We start from the raw sequence: 18,798 nt of genomic DNA, 5'->3' as shown, positions 1-18,798 counted from the left end.
GTCCTTTCACGACAGGCCACGGCCGTGGCGCTCGTCCTGGGGCTCGGGCCCGGCCGCTGCCGGGGCTCTGCGCCAGGTGAGGGCGACGGCGTGGTCCTTCACCTGGCCGCTCAGGGTGAGGGTCGCCGAGTCGAGGACGGCGTGACGCACCTGGACGCTGCCTTCAGGGACCGGTTCGGCGCCGATGAGCACGCGGTGGATGAGTCGGTCGCCGTCGAGTTCGGCGGTGCCCGCGTAGCCGATGAGGCCGGTCCCCAGCAGGCGGGTCGCGCCGCGGATCACGCAGGAGAAGTGGCCGCCGGCGTACAGGAGCAGACCGGCCGTCTCCGGCTCGCCGAGGTGGACGGCGGGCCGCCCGGACGCGCTGATCCGGACGTGCCGGAGGGTCCACGCGCCGTTCAGGTCGTCGATCGTCATGCGCGGCTCCGGCACTCCGCGCCGACGCGCCGGAGCCAGTCCTCCAGGGGCGGCACCGTCGTGCCGGCGTCGCCGGCGACCATGCTGACGTGGTCGCCGGGAACAGTGACGCTCTCGTACGTGGCCGCCCAGACCTGCGAGCCGTCAGGCCCCTGACCGGCAGACGGACCGTCGGCGGCGCGCAGCAACAGGGTGGGGACGCCGTCGAGCGGGGCCGGGGTCCACGACTGGAACAGCAGGTCGTAGGCGGCCATGGCGGTCAGCCCCGCGTCGTCCGGGGGAGGGCGCCGGTGCAGCAGCGTGGTGGCCAGGGCGTCCAGGAAGTTCCGCAAGAACCGCCCCGGCGCGACCGTGTCGAGCAGGGCCAGCCCGGCGGGCGCACACCGCGTCTGGAGCAGCCGGGACGACACGGCGTGCGCGAGCCATCCCGCGGAGGAGTGCCCGAGCAGCACGAACGGAGCCTCGCCCGCACAACGGCGGACCGCCCGCGCGTGGGCGTGCACGAGGTCGTCCAGGTGCGCGGGCAGATCGGTGCCGGGCGTGAAGCCGGGGTTGGGCAGCGCCCACACGGGGTGCTCGCTGGGCAGCCGGGCAGCCAGGCGGGCGTGGTCCTGCGGGCCGGCGGAAGCCATGATGGAGGTCAGGAAGACCAGGGCGACAGCGCCGCCGGTGCCTGGCCGCAGCCGTACCGGATCGACCGCCAGCCTGCCCGGCTCGTCGGACCGGGCACGCTCGCGCGCGGCGGCGTGCAGGAAGGTGCGCACCGCCGCCGCGCCGCCTTGGCGCAGAGCGGCGTGCGCCCCGGCGGCGAGCGAGGTGGCCGCCGCGGCCTCGCCGTCGCCTTGGCCGTCGTCCTCGCCGCCTGCTGGGGCGAGGTGCCGCAGGAGGTAGCGGGCGAGCGCCTCGATGCTGGGATGGGTCCAGATGGCGGTGGCCGGGATGGATCGGCGTACGTCCTGCTGCAACCGGTTGCGCAGTTCCAGGGCCAGCAGGGAGTCGAGCCCGAGGCCGGCCAGCGGCGCGGCGGGGTCGATGCGGCCGGCGGGCAGGCGCAGGACAGTGGCCGCGTGCCGCCGGACACACTCCTCGGCCAGCGTCCGGCGCTCTCGCTCATCGGCCGTGTGGTGCAGCGCGGCGAGCAGGTCGTCGCCGTCCGTTCCTGGTGAGGCCGCGGTGATCATGCCGGTGAAGAAGGCCGCGCGAGCCGTCCGCGGGTACGGCGCCAGCCAACGGCCGAGCGGCACCGAGGAGTAGCCGGTCCGGACGGGGTCGTGACGCAGGATCCGATCAAGTGCCGCGATGCCCTCCTGCGGGGTGATCAGCGGATATCCACGATCCGCCAGGACCTGGCCGCGGCCGTGTTCGGCCCAGGGACCCCAGTGAATGAGCGTGCCCGTCCCGCTCTTGGCCCGCCGCCAGGAGACGAACTCGTCCAGCCAGGCGTTCGCCGCCGCGTACGCGCCCTGCCCGGGGCTGCCGTGCAGGGCGGCGACCGAGCTGAAGGCCACCCACCAGTCCAGGTCCGCGTCCCGGGTGGCCTCGTGCAGCCGCAGGGCGCCCAGGACCTTGGGCCGCCACACGCGCTCCAGCAGATCGGCGTCCAGCCGGACGATGGTGGCGTCCTCGACGACGGCGGCGGCATGCACGACTCCGCGCAACCGGCCGCCGTCCGCGGTGGCGGCCGTCACGAGGCGCTCGGCGATCCCCTGCTCGGCCACGTCCCCGTGAACCACCTCGATGCGGGTGCCGCCGGTCCGCAGGTCATCGATGATCGCCCGCGTCCGGTCATCGGGCGCCGACCGGCCGCACAGCACCACGCGCGCGGCTCCGCTGACGGCCAGCCAGCGCGTGACCAGCATGCCCAGACCGCCCAGGCCGCCGGTCACGATGTAGCTTCCGTCCGGCCGCACGGGCGCGTGGTCCCGCGGCCGGACGACGACGTTCGCGGGCGCGGGCGAGGGCCAGGTGAGGACCAGTTTGCCGGTGTGCTCGGCACCGGCCATGGCGCGCAGCGCCTGCCCGGCCTCGGCGACCGGGTAGGCGGTGAACGGCAACGGCGGCAGCCCGCCGTGCCGGACGGCCTCGCCGATCTCCTCGATCAGGGTGGCGATCAGCCCGGGGTCCTGGTGATAGAGCAGTTGCATGTCGACGCTGGACAGGGTGATGTTGCGCCGGAACGGCTCCAGGCCCAGCCGGGTGCCCTGGTGGATGTCGCGCTTGCCGAGCTCGATGAAGCGCCCGCGACAGGCCAGCGCCTCCAGACCGGCGGCCTGGGCGGTGCCGGTCAGCGAGTTGAGCACCACATCGACACCCCGTCCGCCGGTGGCCGCGCGGGCCTGTCCGGCGAAGTCCAGGGTGCGCGAGTCCATGACGGTCCCGACACCGAGGTCGCGCAGGAGGGCGCGCTTACGTTCGGTTCCGGCCGTGGCCAGGACGTGGGCGCCCCGCGAGGTGGCGATGTTGATCGCCGCCAGGCCGGTTCCTCCGGTGGCGGAGTGGATGAGCACGTGCTCGCCCGGCCGTACGGCGGCCAGGTGGGTGAGCGCGTACCACGAGGTGAGGTAGGCGAGCGGGTGCGCCGCCGCGGCGGGCAGGTTCGCTTCGTCCGGCAGCGGCAGCGTCCAGTCGGCACGGGTGGTGACGAACGAGCTGAACGACCAGCCGGCGACGGCCGCCACCTTCTGGCCCGGCCGCAGCCGCCGCACGTCCCGGCCGACCGCGGTCACGACGCCAGCGCAGTCGAAGCCGGGGCCCGGCATGGCGCTGTCCTCGCTGGAGTAGGCGGAGTAGACGCCCATGAGGTACAGCAGGTCGGCGAAGTTGATGCCGCAGGCGCGCACCTGGATCTCGACCTCCGTGGGGCCGGGGGCGCGGCGCGGCCGATCCACCAGCTCGAGAGTGCCGAGGTCGCCGGGACGGGCGACGGCCAGGCCCGCACCCTGCACGCTCGTGTCGACGGCGCGCCGCCGCCGGTCCGCCTCGCCCAAGGGCGCGGGCACGAGCCGGGCGGCCAGCCGCTCGCCGCGCCGGTAGGCGATCTCGTCGTCGTCCTGCGGGCAGGACGACAGCTCGCGGGCCAGGTCCGCCGGAGTGGTGCGGGCGTCGATGTCCACCAGGCCCGGGTGCAGGTCCGGGTGCTCGTAGCCGATCACCCGGAGCAGGCCGCGCGCCCCTGCCTGATCCAGGTTGACCGGATCGCCGGCGTGCACGCTCTGGCCGGCGCGGGTGATCACCCACAGCCGCCCGTGGTCGCCGTGGCCGGAGGCCGCCAGGCGTTGCGCCAGCCGCAGCAGGCGCCCGACGCGCCGCTCGGCCAGCCGGGCCTGCGCGGACGACGCCTGCTGCCGCGTGCCGCCCGCGGGTGGGGAGGCCGACTGCTGCCGCGTGCCGCCCGCGGGTGGGGAGGTCGTGCCGCCGGTCGCCGCGGTGACGTCCGGCGGCGCGCTGTCGTCGGCGGGAGGCGCGACGACGATGCCCCTCAGCCGTGCGGGCACTGCCCCGAACGCGTCCAGCGCGTCGCCGGGCTGGTCCAACGGCACGACGGCGGTCTCGACGGGGGAGTGTTCACCGCCGAGCAGCCGTGCGAGCTCGGCGGCGAACGCGTCGTCCGGCGTCTCGGTGATGACCAGCCATCCCCCGGCGGCCTGCGCCCCCGCCGGGGGGACGGCCGCCGGCGTCCAGCGTTGCCCCAGAAAACGTTCGTCGCGGACGCCGGATCCGGACGCCGTCAGCAGGACGGCGCGCACGCCTTCGGCCTCGGCCAGCACCGTCCCGTCGGCAGCCAGCAGGCGCAGCCGGGCGGTGACCGACGCCTGGCCCGCCTCCTCGATCGTGGCCTGGCAGTGGGCCGCCCGGCTGGTGTCGCCGTGGACGCGCAGGCAGTCGATGCCGGTCGGCAGGACCTGCCCGCCCGGGCCGCCCAGCGCGCGCAGCCAGGCCGCGGTCACGACCTGCAGACAGCCGTCCAGCAGCACCGGGTGCAGATGCAGCCGTCCCCGCCCCGGCCGGGCCTGGCCGGGCAGGCTCAGCCGGGCGGCGGCCGAGCGGGCGTCGTCGCTCAACCCGATGGCCTGGACGGCGCGGAAGGCCGGGCCGTGCTCGACGCCGGTCTCGCCGAAGGCGCGGTAGATCTCGTCGGGTTGCACGCTCACCGGGTGCGCCGCCCACAGCCGCTCGACCTCGGCCGCAGGCGGCGGCGTGCCGTGCGGAACGTGCCGGAGCCGACCGGCCGCCGCCTTGATCGGTTCGCTCCCGTCCGTCCTGGCGGTCAGCTCCCACCGCGCCTCCACGCCGGACAGCGGCACGACGCTCGCCGTCAGCGTGCCGGCGCTGTCCAGCGGCGTCAGCCGGTCGAACCTGAGCTGCCGGACCTCCACCCGCTGCGGCGGCTCCGAGAAGAAGCCGGCCGCCGCGGCCAGCGCCATCTCCCCGAAGGCGGCGCCCGGCAGGACGGGAACGCCGTCGACCCGGTGGTCCGACAGCCAAGGCAACTCTTGCGGGCCCGGCTTCCCCTGCCAGAGCCGACGGCCGCTGCCGTCAGGGTCGCTCACCTCGACGCCGGCGAGCGGATGCCCCGCGGGCGGACGGCGCAGCGGTGGCGGGTCGGCGACGAAGCGCCGGCGGTCCCAGGTGGTCGCCGGGACGTCCGCCGGCTCGCCGCGTTCGACGGCGGCCCAGCCGATCGCGAGCCCGGCGCAGTGCAGGGCGGCGACCTGGGTCGCGAAGCTGATCCGTTCGTCCTGGTCCCGCGACAAGGACGCCGCCACCAGGGTGTCGCCGCGCGAGGCGAGCGTGTCGTTCATCGCCTGCGCGAGCACGGGATGCGGGCCGATCTCGACGAACACGCGGTGCCCGTCGTCGGCGGCGGCACGCACGGCCTGCTCCAGCTTCACCACCTCACGCAGGTTGGCCGCCCAGTAGGCGCCGTCATGGCGTACCGGCGCTCGCGGGTCGGCCGGCACCGTGCTGTAGAAGCGCAGCTCGACGGGCCGGGGCGTGAGGTCCGCCAGGGCCGTGCGCAGATCGGCGAGAATCGGGTCCATCTGCGAGGTGTGCGAGGCGACGTCCACGTCGATCAGGCGCGCCGGCACGTCGCGGCGCTCCCACGTCTCGACCGCGGCTCGCACCTGCCCGGCGGGGCCGGCGACCACGGTGGTACCGGGCGCCGCCGCGATGGCCACCGACACATCCCGGACGTCCATGTTCGCCAGGTCCCGTTCGGTCTGCTCCCGGCCCATGGCCACCGTGGCCATCAGCCCCTGCCCCGCGGTCCGCAGGATCAACCGGGAGCGGCGGCAGATGACGCGCGCCCCGTCGGCGCGGGACAGGCCGCCCGCCACCACCGCGGCCGCCACCTCGCCCATCGAATGGCCGATCACCGCAGCCGGTTCCACGCCGTGGGCCCGCCACATCGCCGCCAGGCCGAGCTGGACGGCGAAGACGGCCGGCTGGACGCGGTCGAAGCCGGTCATGGGCTCGGGCGATGACAGCACCCCGCGCAGCGAGAAGCCCGCCTCGGCGGCGACCACGGGTTCGAGCTGGTCGATGACCTCGGTGAAGGAGGCGTCGGCGTCCAGCAGGCCGTTGCCCATGCCCGGCCACTGGCCGCCGTGGCCGCTGAACACCCACACCGTTCCGCCCGCCGGCTCGGCGCGCGCCAGACCGGACACGACCTCCGCGCAGGCTCGGCCGCCGGCGTGCTCACGCAGCCGCGCCAGCAGTTCCGGCCGAGTCGCGGCGAGGATCGCGGTCCGGTGCGGGCCGTGCGAGCGACGTGCCGCCAGCGTGTGGGCGACGTCCGCCAGGGACGTCCCGGCGCCCGGCCCGTCGAGCCAGTCCGTGAGCCGTGCCGCCGCCAGCCGGGTGGCGTGCTCGGTGCCGCCGGACAACAGCACGCTGTGCACTGCCCTCTGGAACGTTCCAGACCGTTCGGTCCGCGCCGGAGGTTGTTCGAGGAGAACGTGGCCGTTGCTGCCGCTGATCCCGAAGGAGGAGACGGCGGCCAGCCGCGACGGCCCGTCCACCGGCCAGTCGGAGAGCGCCGTCGGCACGAACAGCCGGGTGCCGTCGGCGGCGATCTGCGGGTTCCAGCGCTCGAAGTGCAGGTTCGGCGGGATGCGGCCGTGACGCAGGCAGGCGATCGCCTTGAGCAGCCCCGCGATGCCCGCCGCCGACTCGGTGTGGCCGATGTTGGTCTTGATCGACCCCAGCGCGCACCGCCCACGCCCGCGGCCGTAGACGGCCGCCGTCGACGCGAACTCCGTCGGATCACCGACCGCCGTGCCCGGCCCATGGGTCTCGATCAGGCCGACGTCCGCGGGATCGATCCGCGCGCGCCGCAGCGCTGTCCTGAACAACGCCTCCTGAGCCCGCGCGGACGGCGCGGACAGGCGGCTGCCCCGGCCGTTCTGGTTGACCGCGGAGCCGCGGATCACCGCCAGCACCCGATCCCCGTCCCGCACGGCGTCCGGCAGTCTCTTCAGTACGACCACCCCGCCGCCCTCGCCGCGCACGTAGCCGTCGGCGCGGGCGTCGAACGCGTGACAGCGGCCGGTCGGCGAGAACATCGACCACATGGCCGGCATGACGACCATTTCCGGGCCGAGTTGCAGGAGCACCCCGCCGGCCAGCGCCAGATCCGACTCTCCCGACCGCAGGCTCTCGCACGCCAGATGGATCGCGACCAGGCTCGACGAGCACTGCGCCTCGGTGGTGATCTGCGGGCCGCGCAGGTCCAGCAGGAACGCCAGCCGGCCTGCGGCGACGCTGTGGAAACCCGTGTACATCGCGTACGGCTCCGAGCGCTCCAAGGGTCGTTGCACCCGCAGCAGGTAGTCCTTGGCGTACAGGCCGAAGAACGTTCCCGTCAGCGACCCGGCCAGGGAGCACGGCGCGATCCCGGAGTGCTCGCACGCCTCCCACGCCAGCTCCAGCAGCAGCCGGTGCTGCGGATCGACCCACGGCGCCTCCTGCGTGGTGATCCCGAAGAAGCCTGGCTCGTAGGCGTAGACGTCGCCGTCGAGAAAGCAGCCCCAGCGCATGCGCCCGGCCGCCTCGGCGGGCAGCCCCAGCAGTTCCGACTGGTCCCAGCGGTCGGGCGGGACTTCGCTGACCGCGTCGCGGCCGTCGGCGAGGAAGGACCACAACGAATCCAGGGAATCGATCCCGCCGGGGAAGCGGCAGGCCGCTCCGATGACAGCGATCATGGGGAGGTCTGACGATTCGGTCATCGATGCCCTTCGCCGTTCCGATCCTCATAACAATGTGCACTCGTGTGAACACATAGAGCTATGTGTCGGTTGGGAACAGACGCGTGGCGTCAAGGACAGATTTCAGCAGCCCACTCTCTGACTGCTCAGCGCGATGTCGTCCATCCACACATCGAACCGGGCGGGGGACGGGTTCGCCTGGTAAAGCTGCCACCCCACCTTGACCGTGTCGAACCGCGGAAAGACGAAGTCCACCGGATTGCCGCCGTGCTCCCGCGTCGACACGGTCAGCTCCGGCTTCGCCACCCCGTCGAACCACAGCGAGACCCGGTTGTCGGCGGCGTCCATCCGCCACTCCACGCAGGTCCAGGTCCCGGCGACGGACGGCGCGGTGGTGCGCCAGTTCGTCCAGTCGCCGGTGGGGCCGCCGTCCGCGCCGACGCCCCAGTACGCGGCTCCGCCGTGAGGCGGCGGGGCGTACTGGCCGCCGAGCGGGCGGACGATCTCCGGCCCGTCGCCGGTCGCCTCGACCAGCGTGTAGTGCGCCCAGTCCGGCGCGGCCGGGAACGCGGCGACCCGCAGCCGCACGCGGCCGTAGAAGCTGTTGCCCGGGGCGGCGAAGTCGTCCACCTTCAGGAACGCGCGGCCGTTGCCCTCGGTGTGCACCCGCAGCACCTTCTGCCCGCGCCGCCCGCCGCCGGGTTCGACGGTGAGCGTGCCGTGCTTGGTGTCGATGCCCCAGCGGAGGCTGCTCGCGCCGCCGAGCGGCATGGCCTGGAAGTCCTCGCAGAACAGCAGGCTCGCTCTCGCGCACGTGCGCGCGTCCGTCTGAGCCGAGGCGGAGGGGGCCGCCGTCAGCGGAACCAGCAGGAAGGGCACAAGGGCGCGGGCCGGCCATGTACGCACGACGACTCCTTCATGAGGCGAATGTGGTGAGCGAAGGTAAGGTACGGCATTCAGCGTCGAGTGATGGGGTACGCGCGACGGCCGTCGGCAACGGTGCTGGTGGAGGAATTGTGGCTGGGGAAACTTTCAGCAAGAAGCCCGCGGAAATGTGTCTACACTTTTTCTGTGCCGGCCCGCCTCGGTGTGAATAGCACATGTCGGACGGGACGCGTCCGAGCCCGTCGTCGGCGTCGTCACCGGTGAGGGCGCCAAGAGTCTCGTCCGGATCACCGTGAACACCGACGGCGGCAGAGGAACCGCGACCGCCGTGTGGACGACCGGCTTCCAGCGCGTGCACAACCTGGCGCACACGTATTCATGTTGCCGCCGGAGGCTCAGATGTCCTCGTTCACAACGGCAGAGGAGCATTCGGGAGTTGACGGAGTTCCTGCACCAGGCGGTGGCCGAGCTGGCCCGGCTGCACGGCGAAGAGATCGCCGACTGGACGGACGAGCACGAGCGCTGGCGCGTCTACCGGCGAGCACTCCAGGACAGGGGCGTGCACGCCATGGACCCGCTGGGCCGGGCCGTCGTGCACGAACGCGACGCCGCACTGGCGCTCACCGTCGTCCTGCGAGTGCTGGAGCTGGTCCCGGCCGGTGAAAGAGCCGCCTGGATCCGGCGACTGCCGCAGCCTGGTGACAGGGACTACGCGGACGCGCGAGCGCGGGATCTGGCCGTCCTCGACGCGTTGGCCGAACCGGCCGGGGACGGCGAGGAGGGGAGCTACGCGGAGGCGGGGTGGTCGGACTGGCTGCAGCTACGCCTGGCCGAGACGAGCCCTCGGCGGCGGCTGCTCGAACATCTGGCGGCGTCGGGGAGTACGAAACGCATCAGGCGGATCGCCCGCGAACGGGCCGCACCGCAGTAATCGCCGTTTTCGGCCGCGACGAATGAACCCTTATCCTTACGGTCCGTAATCAAATACCGAGTTGATCTGCCTGGCCACAGGCCTGCGTCAGACGGCAACTCCGGAGCGTGGCCACTCTGGGCCCTGGACAGCCCTGATCGCCGATGTTATCGATAAGGCGCGGCGCTGATCACCTACGCAGCCCCCCGGCCAAGTCCTGCACCCCCCTCAGTGCGAACAGTCCCGAGCTTGGAGTGGTGAACGTGATCAGTATGCGTTCACGCGTCTTATGCGTGCTCACATCCCTCACCCTGACAACAGCCGTCCTGGTCCCCGCGACCACCCAGAGCGCAGCCGCGGAGCAGCCCGTCCCCACCGACTGCATCCCCGGAGCCCCGGGCCCGGCCGCCGTTCAGCGGACGGCCCACAAGGCGACCGCCGACGCCAAGGGCCCCAAGACGATCACCCACGACGAGGCGCGGCTGGACATCGGCAGCACGGCGCTGGACGAGCCGACCGAGATCGGCATCACGCCGCTGACCGAGGCGGAGCTACCGGTGCTGGGCGCCGGGATGGACAACGTGACCGACGCGCCGCGGGCCGGTTACCGGTTCACGCCGACGCCGTTCGAGTTCGAGCAGGACATCACGATCAGCCTGCCGTACGACACGGAGAAGCTGGCCGCGGCCGGGCTGACGCCGGAGGACGTGCGGACGTTCTTCTTCGACGAGGAGAGCAGTTGCTGGCGGGCGCTGGTGCGGGTCGCGGTGGACACCGAGCAGCAGCTCATCGTCTCCAGGACCGACCACTTCACCGACATGGTGAACGCCACGGTGACCGCGCCGGAGGGGCCCGAGCAGGTGTCCTCCGACCCGACGGAGATCACCGGCATCCAGGCGGGCAACCCGTCGGCGAAGGTCAACCAGATCGGTGAGCCGTCGGCCAACAACCAGGGCGAGGCCCGGCTGTCGTACCCGATCGAGCTGCCCGCGGGCCGCGAGGACATGCAGCCGTCGCTGGCCGTGAACTACTCCTCGGCGTCGGTGAACGGCTGGATGGGCGTCGGCTGGGATCTGTCGCTGCCGTCGATCTCGATCGACACGCGGTGGGGCGTGCCGCGTTACGACGCGGACAAGGAGACCGAGACGTACGTGCTCGCCGGGGAGCAGCTCACCCCGGTGGCGCACCGGGGGACGCCGGCGGCCCGGACCGCCGACAAGGTGTTCCACCAGCGGGTGGAGGGTCAGTTCTCGCGGATCGTGCGCAAGGGCGACTCGCCGAAGACGTACGGCTGGGAGGTGACCGACAAGTCCGGCACCCGGTACACGTACGGCGGCGAGGGGGCCGTGCTGGCCGACGACGCGGGCAACGTCTTCACCTGGGCGCTGCGCGAGGTGCGCGACCCCAACGGCAACACGATGCGCTACCAGTACGCGGCCGTCGAGGACACCGGGGTGGCGGGCGGAACGGTCGCCGGCCGCGCGCTCTACCTGAAGAAGGCGAACTACACGGGCCTGGGCGACGCCGACGGCCCGTACTCGGTGACGTTCGTGCGCGACCGCGAGCTCGGCGAGCCGCGCCGCCCCGACGTGTCGATCAACGCGCTGGGCGGGTTCAAGCACGTGGTGGCCGACCTGCTGCGCCGGATCGAGGTGCGGCTGGGCGCGGAGCCGATCCGCCGCTACGACTTCGTGTACGCGCGGGGCGCGTTCGGCAAGACGCTGCTGTCGAAGATCCAGCAGTACGACGCCGCCGGGAAGCTGTTCAACAGCCACGAACTGGGCTACTTCGACGACATCCGCGACGCCGCCGGCAACTACACCGCGTTCGAACGGGTGGACTGGACCTCGCCCGACGACGGCCTGTCCAACGGGCTGGTCAACGGCGTCCGTCCCGGCGCGGGCGAGGCCGGCGCGATCAACGGCAACACCTCCACCAGCGCGGGCGGGCACCTCTACACCGGCTGGGGGCCGCTGCCCAGCAAGCGCAACTCGGTCGGCGTGAAGGCCGGCTTCAGCCGCGGCTCCGACGAGGGGCTGCTGGCCCTGATCGACGTGGACGGCGACAGCCTGCCGGACAAGGTGTTCGAGGGCGGGGACGGATACGTCTTCCGCAAGAACCTGTCCAAGCCGGGCGGCGAGCCGCGCTTCGCCGCGCAGACGACGCCGCTGCGCAACCTGCCCGGCATCTTCGAGCAGGACTCCAGCTCCCGCACGGTCGGCGTCGAGGCCTACCCGGGCGCGGGCGCGGTGCAACTGGACTACGTCGACACGATCAGCACCACCGACCGGTACTTCAGCGACGTCAACGCCGACGGCATCACCGACCTGGTCAACGGGGAGAGCGTGCTGTTCGGCCGGGTCGGCGCCGACGGCGTGCCGGTGTTCGGCGCGGCGGGCGACACGCCGGTGCCGATCGGCGGCAGCGAGGCGGACGCCGACGGGCTGCTGCCCGACTACGCGCAGGACCGCGAGCGGCGCGAGCAGTCGTTCCCGCTGGTGGACACCGTGCGCCGGTGGACCGCCCCGTTCGACGGCACGGTCGCCGTCACCGGCGCCGCCCGGCTGGACGAGGCCGAGGGCGAGCTGCCCGCGTTCGCCGGCCCGGACGGGGTGCGGGTGGCCGTCCAGCACGAGAACGACGAGCTGTGGTCGGCGCGGATCGAGGCGGACGACCGAGGCGAGCACGCGCCGCAGGGTGTGGCCGCCATCGAGGTGAGCAAGGGCCAGCACCTGTACTTCCGGGTCGGGTCGGTGCACGACGGCGCCGCCGACCGGGTGACCTGGAACCCGAAGGTCACCTACACCGGCCTGCCGGAGACGGCCGACGCCAACGGCCTGCCGCTGACCTCCTACACGGCGGCGGACGACTTCACGCTGGCCGGGCGCGCGGCCAGCGTGACCGTGCCCCGCGACGGCACCCTGGACCTGGGCGGCGCGCTGACCAAGAGCGCCGCCACCACCGACGACCTGACCATCGTGATCAGCCGCGCGGGGACGCCGGTGTTCGAGCGGCAGGTGCCCGCGGCCTTCACCGGCGAGGTGCCGGTGGCCGCGACGGTGCAGGTCACCAAGGGCCAGGAACTGACGTGGCGGGTCAGGACGGACTCGCCGATCGACGTGACCGCCCTGGCCTGGAAGCCGACGGCCGCCTACACCGAGGCCGCGCCGGTGCCGGACGAGTTCGGCCAGGAGTTCTCCGCGCCGTACGACATCGACACCTACCCCGTCTCGGACGCGACCGCCCCGCCGCGGCCGCACGCCGTCGCGGCGGCCGGGACGCTGACGATCACCCCGCAGCCGGTCGCCGCCGACGGCGCCACCGGCCAGGTGACCTTCACCGTCAAGAAGCCGGGCGCGCTGCTGGCCAAGCAGAACGTCACGCTGGGCGCGGAGCCGGTGCCGTTGCAGGTCGAGGCCGCCGCAGGGGACGAGCTGTTCTTCGAGTTCACGGCGGCGACCGGGCTGCTGACCGCGGGGTCGGCGCTGGTGGACGGCGTGGAGACGGCGGCGACGGTCAACAGCCCCGCCCCTGAGGGCGTCTACGGGCGGCCGTACCGCGGCTGGGCGTACGTCGGTTACAACGGCAACGGCGACCGGGCCACCCAGCCGATCAGGCAGGGCGACCTGGACAGCATGGCGGACCTGCAGTCCGAGCTGCCGCAGGACGTCGATCCCGAGCGGGACCTGGCGGAGTTCGAGCAGGACCCGCGGGTCACCCCGCCGAACGCCATCCTGTTCGTGCCGGAGCCGGACCGCGACCGCTGGGCCTCCGGTGAGGACCTGTCGGTCTCGGGCGCGACGGTGACCAGCTCGCGGCTGGGCGGCCAGTCGATCGGGCTGCCCACGACGGCGGACGTGTCCGGCGTGCGGGCCGTGCCGCGCATGTCGCGCTCGCAGCAGATCTCGGTGACCGGCAGCGTCGGCGGCGAGGTCGGCACGGTCGGCGGCAGCGTCGCCACCGGCACCTCCAGCGGCGAGCTGGACTACTTCGACATGAACGCCGACGGCTTCCCCGACGTGGTGGGAGCGGGCGGCATCCAGTACACCGACCCGTCAGGGGTGCTCGGACAGACGCGCGGCGACACGCCGGGCGGGGCCGTGCGCTCCTCGGACAACAGGTCCGGCAACGCCAACGCGGGCAGCGCGGCCCGTACCATCGCCACCGGCCGCGGCGACGCCGCGCCGAGCGGGACGAGGTCGGCCGGCACGTCGTCGTCCGGCAACGACATGCCGCCGCTGGGCATCGGCGGGAACCTCGGCTCCGGGACGTCCGACGCCGAGACCGACCTGCTCGACATCAACGGCGACGAGCTGCCCGACCGGGTGTTCGAGGACGGGCGCGCGGCGCTGAACCTCGGCTACCGGTTCGCCGCGCCCGAGCCGTGGCCGGGCGGGCCGCTCAACGACGGCAGCAGCGACAACTCCGGCGTGAACATCGGCTTCAACACCGACTTCTACGGCTTCGCCGGCGGCGCGTCGCTCAACCAGGGCGACAGCACCACCTCGGCGACCCTGGCCGACGTCAACGGCGACAACCTGGCCGACCGGGTGTTCGCCGGGTCGCCGATCCGGGTGGCGATCAACACCGGCAGCGGGTTCGCCGCCCCGGTCGAGTTCGCGGGCAGCCTGTCCGGCGTGAGCAGCGACGTCAACGCCCGGCTGGGCGCGGGCGCGTACTTCACGATCTCGATCCCGATCGCGTTCGGGTTCGGCGGGTTCGTCATCATCAACCCGGGCGCCGACACCTCCACGGGCGCCTCGCGCGCCTCCCAGATGATCAGGGACATCAACGGCGACGGCTTCGCCGACCACCTGGCCTCCAGCGCGGACGACCAGCTCACCGTGGCGGCCAACCAGACCGGCCGGACGAACCTCCTCAAGACGGTCAAGCGGCCGCTGGGCGCGACGATCGAGCTGGACTACACCCGCGACGGCAACACCTACGACCTGCCGGGCTCGCGGTTCGTGCTCAGCTCGGTCAGCAGCCACGACGGCCTGGCCGGGGACGGCGAGGACGTCCAGCGCACCACCTTCACCTACGCGGGCGGCGTGTTCGACCGGCTGGAGCGGGAGTTCCGCGGCTACGCGTCGGTGACGGCGCAGGCCCGCGACAGGAACGACGGCGTCTACCGGACGCAGGCCTTCACCTACGACACCACCGGCCACTACACGAAGGGCCTGCTCACCCGCACGCTCATGGCCGACGGCGAAGGCAGGCCGTTCACCGAGCAACTGCAGACGTACGAGCTGCGCGACGTGGCCACCGGCGGGGCGGGCAACGGCGGCAGCACCACCGCCTCCATCTTCCCCACGCTGGTCCGCACGGATGAACGCTGGTACGAGGGCCAGCCCACGCCGGGCAAGCAGACCCGCACGGAGCTGGCCTACGACAAGTACGGCAACCAGATCAGGAACACCGACCACGGCGAGAGCGGCAGCGCCGACGACGTGGTCACCACCACCGCCTACACAGCCTGCGCGGAGACCTACATCGTCGGCATCGCCAACAAGTCGGAGGTGCGCGGCGGCGGCAAGGTGATGCGGCGCAGCGAGGCCGACGTCGACTGCGCCACCGGCAACCTCACCCGGCACCGGGCCAGGCTGGACGACGACAAGGCCGCCGTCACCGACGCCACCTACAACCCGAACGGCACGGTCGCCACACTCACCGCGCCGGCCAACCACAAGGGGCAGCGCTTCCAGCGCACCTACGGCTACGACGAGGTGACCGGCACCTACGTCACCTCGATCCTGGACAGCCACGGCTACCGGTCCTCGGCCACGTACAACCTCAGGTTCGGCGAGACCGAGACCTCGGTGGACATCAACAACCAGCGGATGGTCCACACCTACGACGACGCGGGCCGGGTCGCCACCGTGACCGGGCCGCACGACGCGGGCGCGGGCAGGCCGACCATCGCGTTCGAGTACCACCCCGAGGCGACGGTCCCGTACGCGGTCACCCGCCACCTCGACCGGGCCTCGGACGGCACCGTCAAGGCCGACACCATCGACACCGTCACCTTCGTCGACGGACTGGCCAGGGTCGTGCAGACCAAGAAGGACGCCAGGATCGCCGGCGCCGACGGCATGACGGTCTCGGGCCGGACGGTCTTCGACGAGTTCGGCCGCACGGCCGAGCAGTACTACCCGCTCAGCGAGCCCAAGGGCGCCGCCAACGTCCGGCTCAACGCCGCCTTCGACCGCGTCTACCCGACCACGAGCAGCTACGACGTGCAGGACCGGCTGCTGCAGACCGTCCTGCCGGACGGCACGAGCAGCACGACGGCGTACGGCTTCGGCGACGACCGTTCCGGCGCCAGGCAGTTCTCCACCGCGGTGACCGACGCCGAGGGCAACACCAAGGCGACCTTCACCGACGTGCGGGAGCTGAAGACCTCGGTGCGGGAGCCGAACCCGGTCAACGGCGGCCCGCCGCTGTGGACCAGTTACGTCTACGACCCGCTGCGCCAGCTCACCAAGGTCACCGACGACCAGGACAACCAGACGACCAGCGCCTACGACGACCTCGGCCGCCGCACCACGGTGTCGAGCCCCGACTCCGGCCGCACGGTCACCGCCTACGACCTGGCCGGCAACACGACCAGCACGGTCACCGCGAACCTGGACGACCGGGACAAGAAGATCACCTACGAGTACGACTTCGATCGGCTCGTCAAGATCGACTACCCGGTCTTCCAGGCCAACGACGTCCGCTACACCTACGGCGGCCCCGGCGCGCCCTACAACGGCGCGGGCAGGGTCACCAAGGTCGAGGACGCCGGCGGCGTGACCACCCGCCAGTACGGGCCGCTGGGCGAGGTCGTCTCGGAGAGCAAGACGCTGCCGGGCCCGAGCTACCACACGAAGACCTTCACCACCGGCTACCGCCACGACAGCTTCGGCCGGGTGCTGCAGCTCACCTACCCCGACGGGGAGGTGCTGACCTACGGCTACGACTCCGGCGGCCAGGTGATCACCGCCACCGGCGTCAAGGGCGGCCACAGCTACCCGTACCTGCGCGACCTGCAGTACGACAAGTTCGAGCAGCGCACCAAGGTCACCCTGGGCAACGGCACCAGCACCACCTTCGGCTACGACGCCGCCGACCGCAGCCTGGCGCTGCTCAGCTCCACCCTGCCCACGGGCTACGAGTTCCAGCGCTACCGCTACAGCTACGACGACGCCGGCAACATCACCCGGCTGCAGAACGACACCAACATCCCCGACAGCTCCACCACGCCCAAGCTGGGCGGGCCGTCCACGCAGACCTACGTCTACGACAACCTGTACCGGCTGACCCAGGCCTCCGGCCAGTACACGCCGAACGTCGGCACCACCGACGTCTACGCGCTCCGGCTGACCTACGACACCGTCCACAACATCGTCGGCAAGCAGCAGCGGCACGCCGTCGTCGCCAGCAACGGCAGCGAGAAGGTGCAGCAGGACACCACTTACTCGCACGTCTACAGCTTCGGCTCCCGCCCGCACGCGCCCACCCGGGTCGGCCCGGACGCGATGCGCTACGACGGCAACGGCAACCTCGTCGACCAGGAGTCCGATGAGCACGGCAAGCCCCGCCGCCAGCTCATCTGGGACGAGGACAACCGCCTGGCCTGCGTGCACGACACCGCCAAGAACGACACCCAGCCGCAGGACCCCTCGGCCTGCGACGACCACCGCAAGCCGCCGACCGTCCGCTTCACCTACGACGACCAGGGACAGCGGGTGGTCAAGGACAGCTCGCAGACCACGCTGTACCCGAACCAGAACTACACGGCCCGCAACCAGACCGAGTACAAGCACGTCTTCGTCGGCACCACCCGGATCGCCACGAAGACCACCAGGCCGTCCGGCGTGTTCGAGAAGGACCAGTTCTTCTACCACGGCGACCAGGTCGGCTCCACCACGTTCGGCACCGACGGCAACGGCAAGCTCGCCGAGCACCTCAACTACTTCCCCGGCGGCGAGACCTGGGTCGAGGAAGGCCCGGGACAGCCGAACCCGTACCAGTTCACCGGCAAGGAGCTCGACCCCGAGACCGGGTACTACTACCACGGCTCGCGCTACTACGACCCGCGGACGCAGGTGTGGAAGTCCGCCGACCCGGTCATCGAGGACTACCTCGGCGGCGAGGGCAACGACGGCGTCTACAACCCGGGCAACCTCAACCTGTACGGCTACGGCTACAACAACCCGGTCCAGAACTCCGACCCGGACGGCAACCTGGTCTTCCTCGTCCCGGCCGCCGTCCTCGTCGGCAAGGGCGTCATGTGGGGCATGACCGCCTACAGCGCCTACCAGGGCGCCAGGACGGTCGCCAACACCGTCACCGACATCGCGGAAGGCCGCAAGACCTGGCAGGAAGGCGCGGCCGAGGCCGGCATGGCGGTGGCCCAGGCGGGCGCCGAGGCCACGCTCGGCAGGCTCAGGGTGGTCGAACGCGCCGCCGACTTCGTCGGCAACACCCAGGCCGGCCGCCGCGCCGTCGAGTGGGCGTCCGAACGGGCGGGCGACATCGCCCAGCGGTTCCGCAGGACGGACGCGCCCACGGGCGGCTGCGCACTCAACAGCTTCACCCCGGACACCGAAGTCCTGCTGGCGGACGGCACCGCCAAGCCGATCGAGAACGTACGGGTCGGCGACCAGGTCGTCGCCACCGACCCGGAGACCGGCCGCACCGAACCCAAACCGGTCACCGCCCTGATCACCGGGGAAGGGGAGAAGAACCTCGTCAAGATCACGGTTGACCTCGGTTCCGGCGAGACCGCCGACGTCACCGCGACCGACGGGCATCCCTTCTGGGTGCCGCGGCTCGACCGCTGGGTCGACGCCGGCGACCTCGAACCCGGCATGTGGCTGCGCACCTCCGCCGGCACGTACGTCCAGATCGAGGCAGTCGAGAAGTGGACGGCCGAGCAACGCGTCCACAACCTGACCGTCGACGACATCCACACGTACTACGTGCTGACGGGCGCCACGCCGGTCCTCGTCCACAACACCAACCCGTGCCGTCCCGACCAGGCGTCCCTCCTGTTCCCCGGCCCGAACGCCGTGGAGCCGGTGAACCTGTCGACGTTCGGCGAGATGAGCGCGCGAGAGCGGCGGATCGTCCAGCGCGTCGGAGAGCAGTTCGGCTGCCACTCCTGCGGCGCGAGCAGCCCCCGGTCGTCGGGCGCCTGGACCCTCGACCACATGGAGATCACCGGGCTCGTCCCGCGGGGAACCCCGCAGGTCGGCCTGCCGCACTGCGCGACCTGCCAGAACCGTCAGGGCAACCTCACGATGCGGCTGCTCACCGGGCGAAATCCCTCCGGATGGCGGCAGTCCGCGTCGGGGTTGATCCTGCCCAGGCGATTCGTCAACACTCCATAGC

General features: G+C 72.3%; 5 protein-coding genes. 2 read left to right on the top strand and 3 right to left on the bottom strand.

Annotation, left to right across the window (positions count from 1 at the left end):
• Window positions 1-6 precede the first annotated feature (6 nt).
• From FXF51_RS16300 to FXF51_RS16290, 3 genes are all read right to left on the bottom strand, one after another.
• Window positions 7-417 (bottom strand): lipocalin-like domain-containing protein, encoded by a 411-nt coding sequence (locus tag FXF51_RS16300; RefSeq protein WP_148435305.1) that lies wholly within the window; start codon window positions 415-417, stop codon window positions 7-9.
• Window positions 414-7,622: a type I polyketide synthase gene (locus FXF51_RS16295; protein WP_187414402.1), complete on the bottom strand. Its 7,209-nt coding sequence runs from the start codon at window positions 7,620-7,622 to the stop codon at window positions 414-416. Before FXF51_RS16295 ends, FXF51_RS16300 begins: the two co-directional genes overlap by 4 nt.
• A 126-nt stretch (window positions 7,623-7,748) precedes the next feature.
• Window positions 7,749-8,531 (bottom strand): hypothetical protein, encoded by a 783-nt coding sequence (locus FXF51_RS16290; RefSeq protein WP_148435303.1) that lies wholly within the window; start codon window positions 8,529-8,531, stop codon window positions 7,749-7,751.
• A gap of 415 nt (window positions 8,532-8,946) precedes the next feature.
• Between FXF51_RS16290 and FXF51_RS16285 the strand changes: the two genes are divergently transcribed.
• Both FXF51_RS16285 and FXF51_RS16280 read left to right on the top strand, forming a co-directional pair.
• Entirely contained in the window at window positions 8,947-9,441 is a 495-nt protein-coding gene (locus FXF51_RS16285; protein ID WP_148435302.1) for a hypothetical protein, read from the top strand.
• Window positions 9,442-9,713: 272 nt separating this feature from the next.
• A complete protein-coding gene (locus FXF51_RS16280) occupies window positions 9,714-18,797 on the top strand; it encodes a SpvB/TcaC N-terminal domain-containing protein (RefSeq protein ID WP_187414401.1) in 9,084 nt (3,027 codons plus the stop codon).
• Window position 18,798: the final 1 nt, after the last annotated feature.

It is taken from the genome of Nonomuraea sp. PA05, assembly GCF_008086045.1.
GTDB lineage: Bacteria > Actinomycetota > Actinomycetes > Streptosporangiales > Streptosporangiaceae > Nonomuraea > Nonomuraea monospora.
This window is presented reverse-complemented; position numbering and strand designations above follow the sequence as displayed.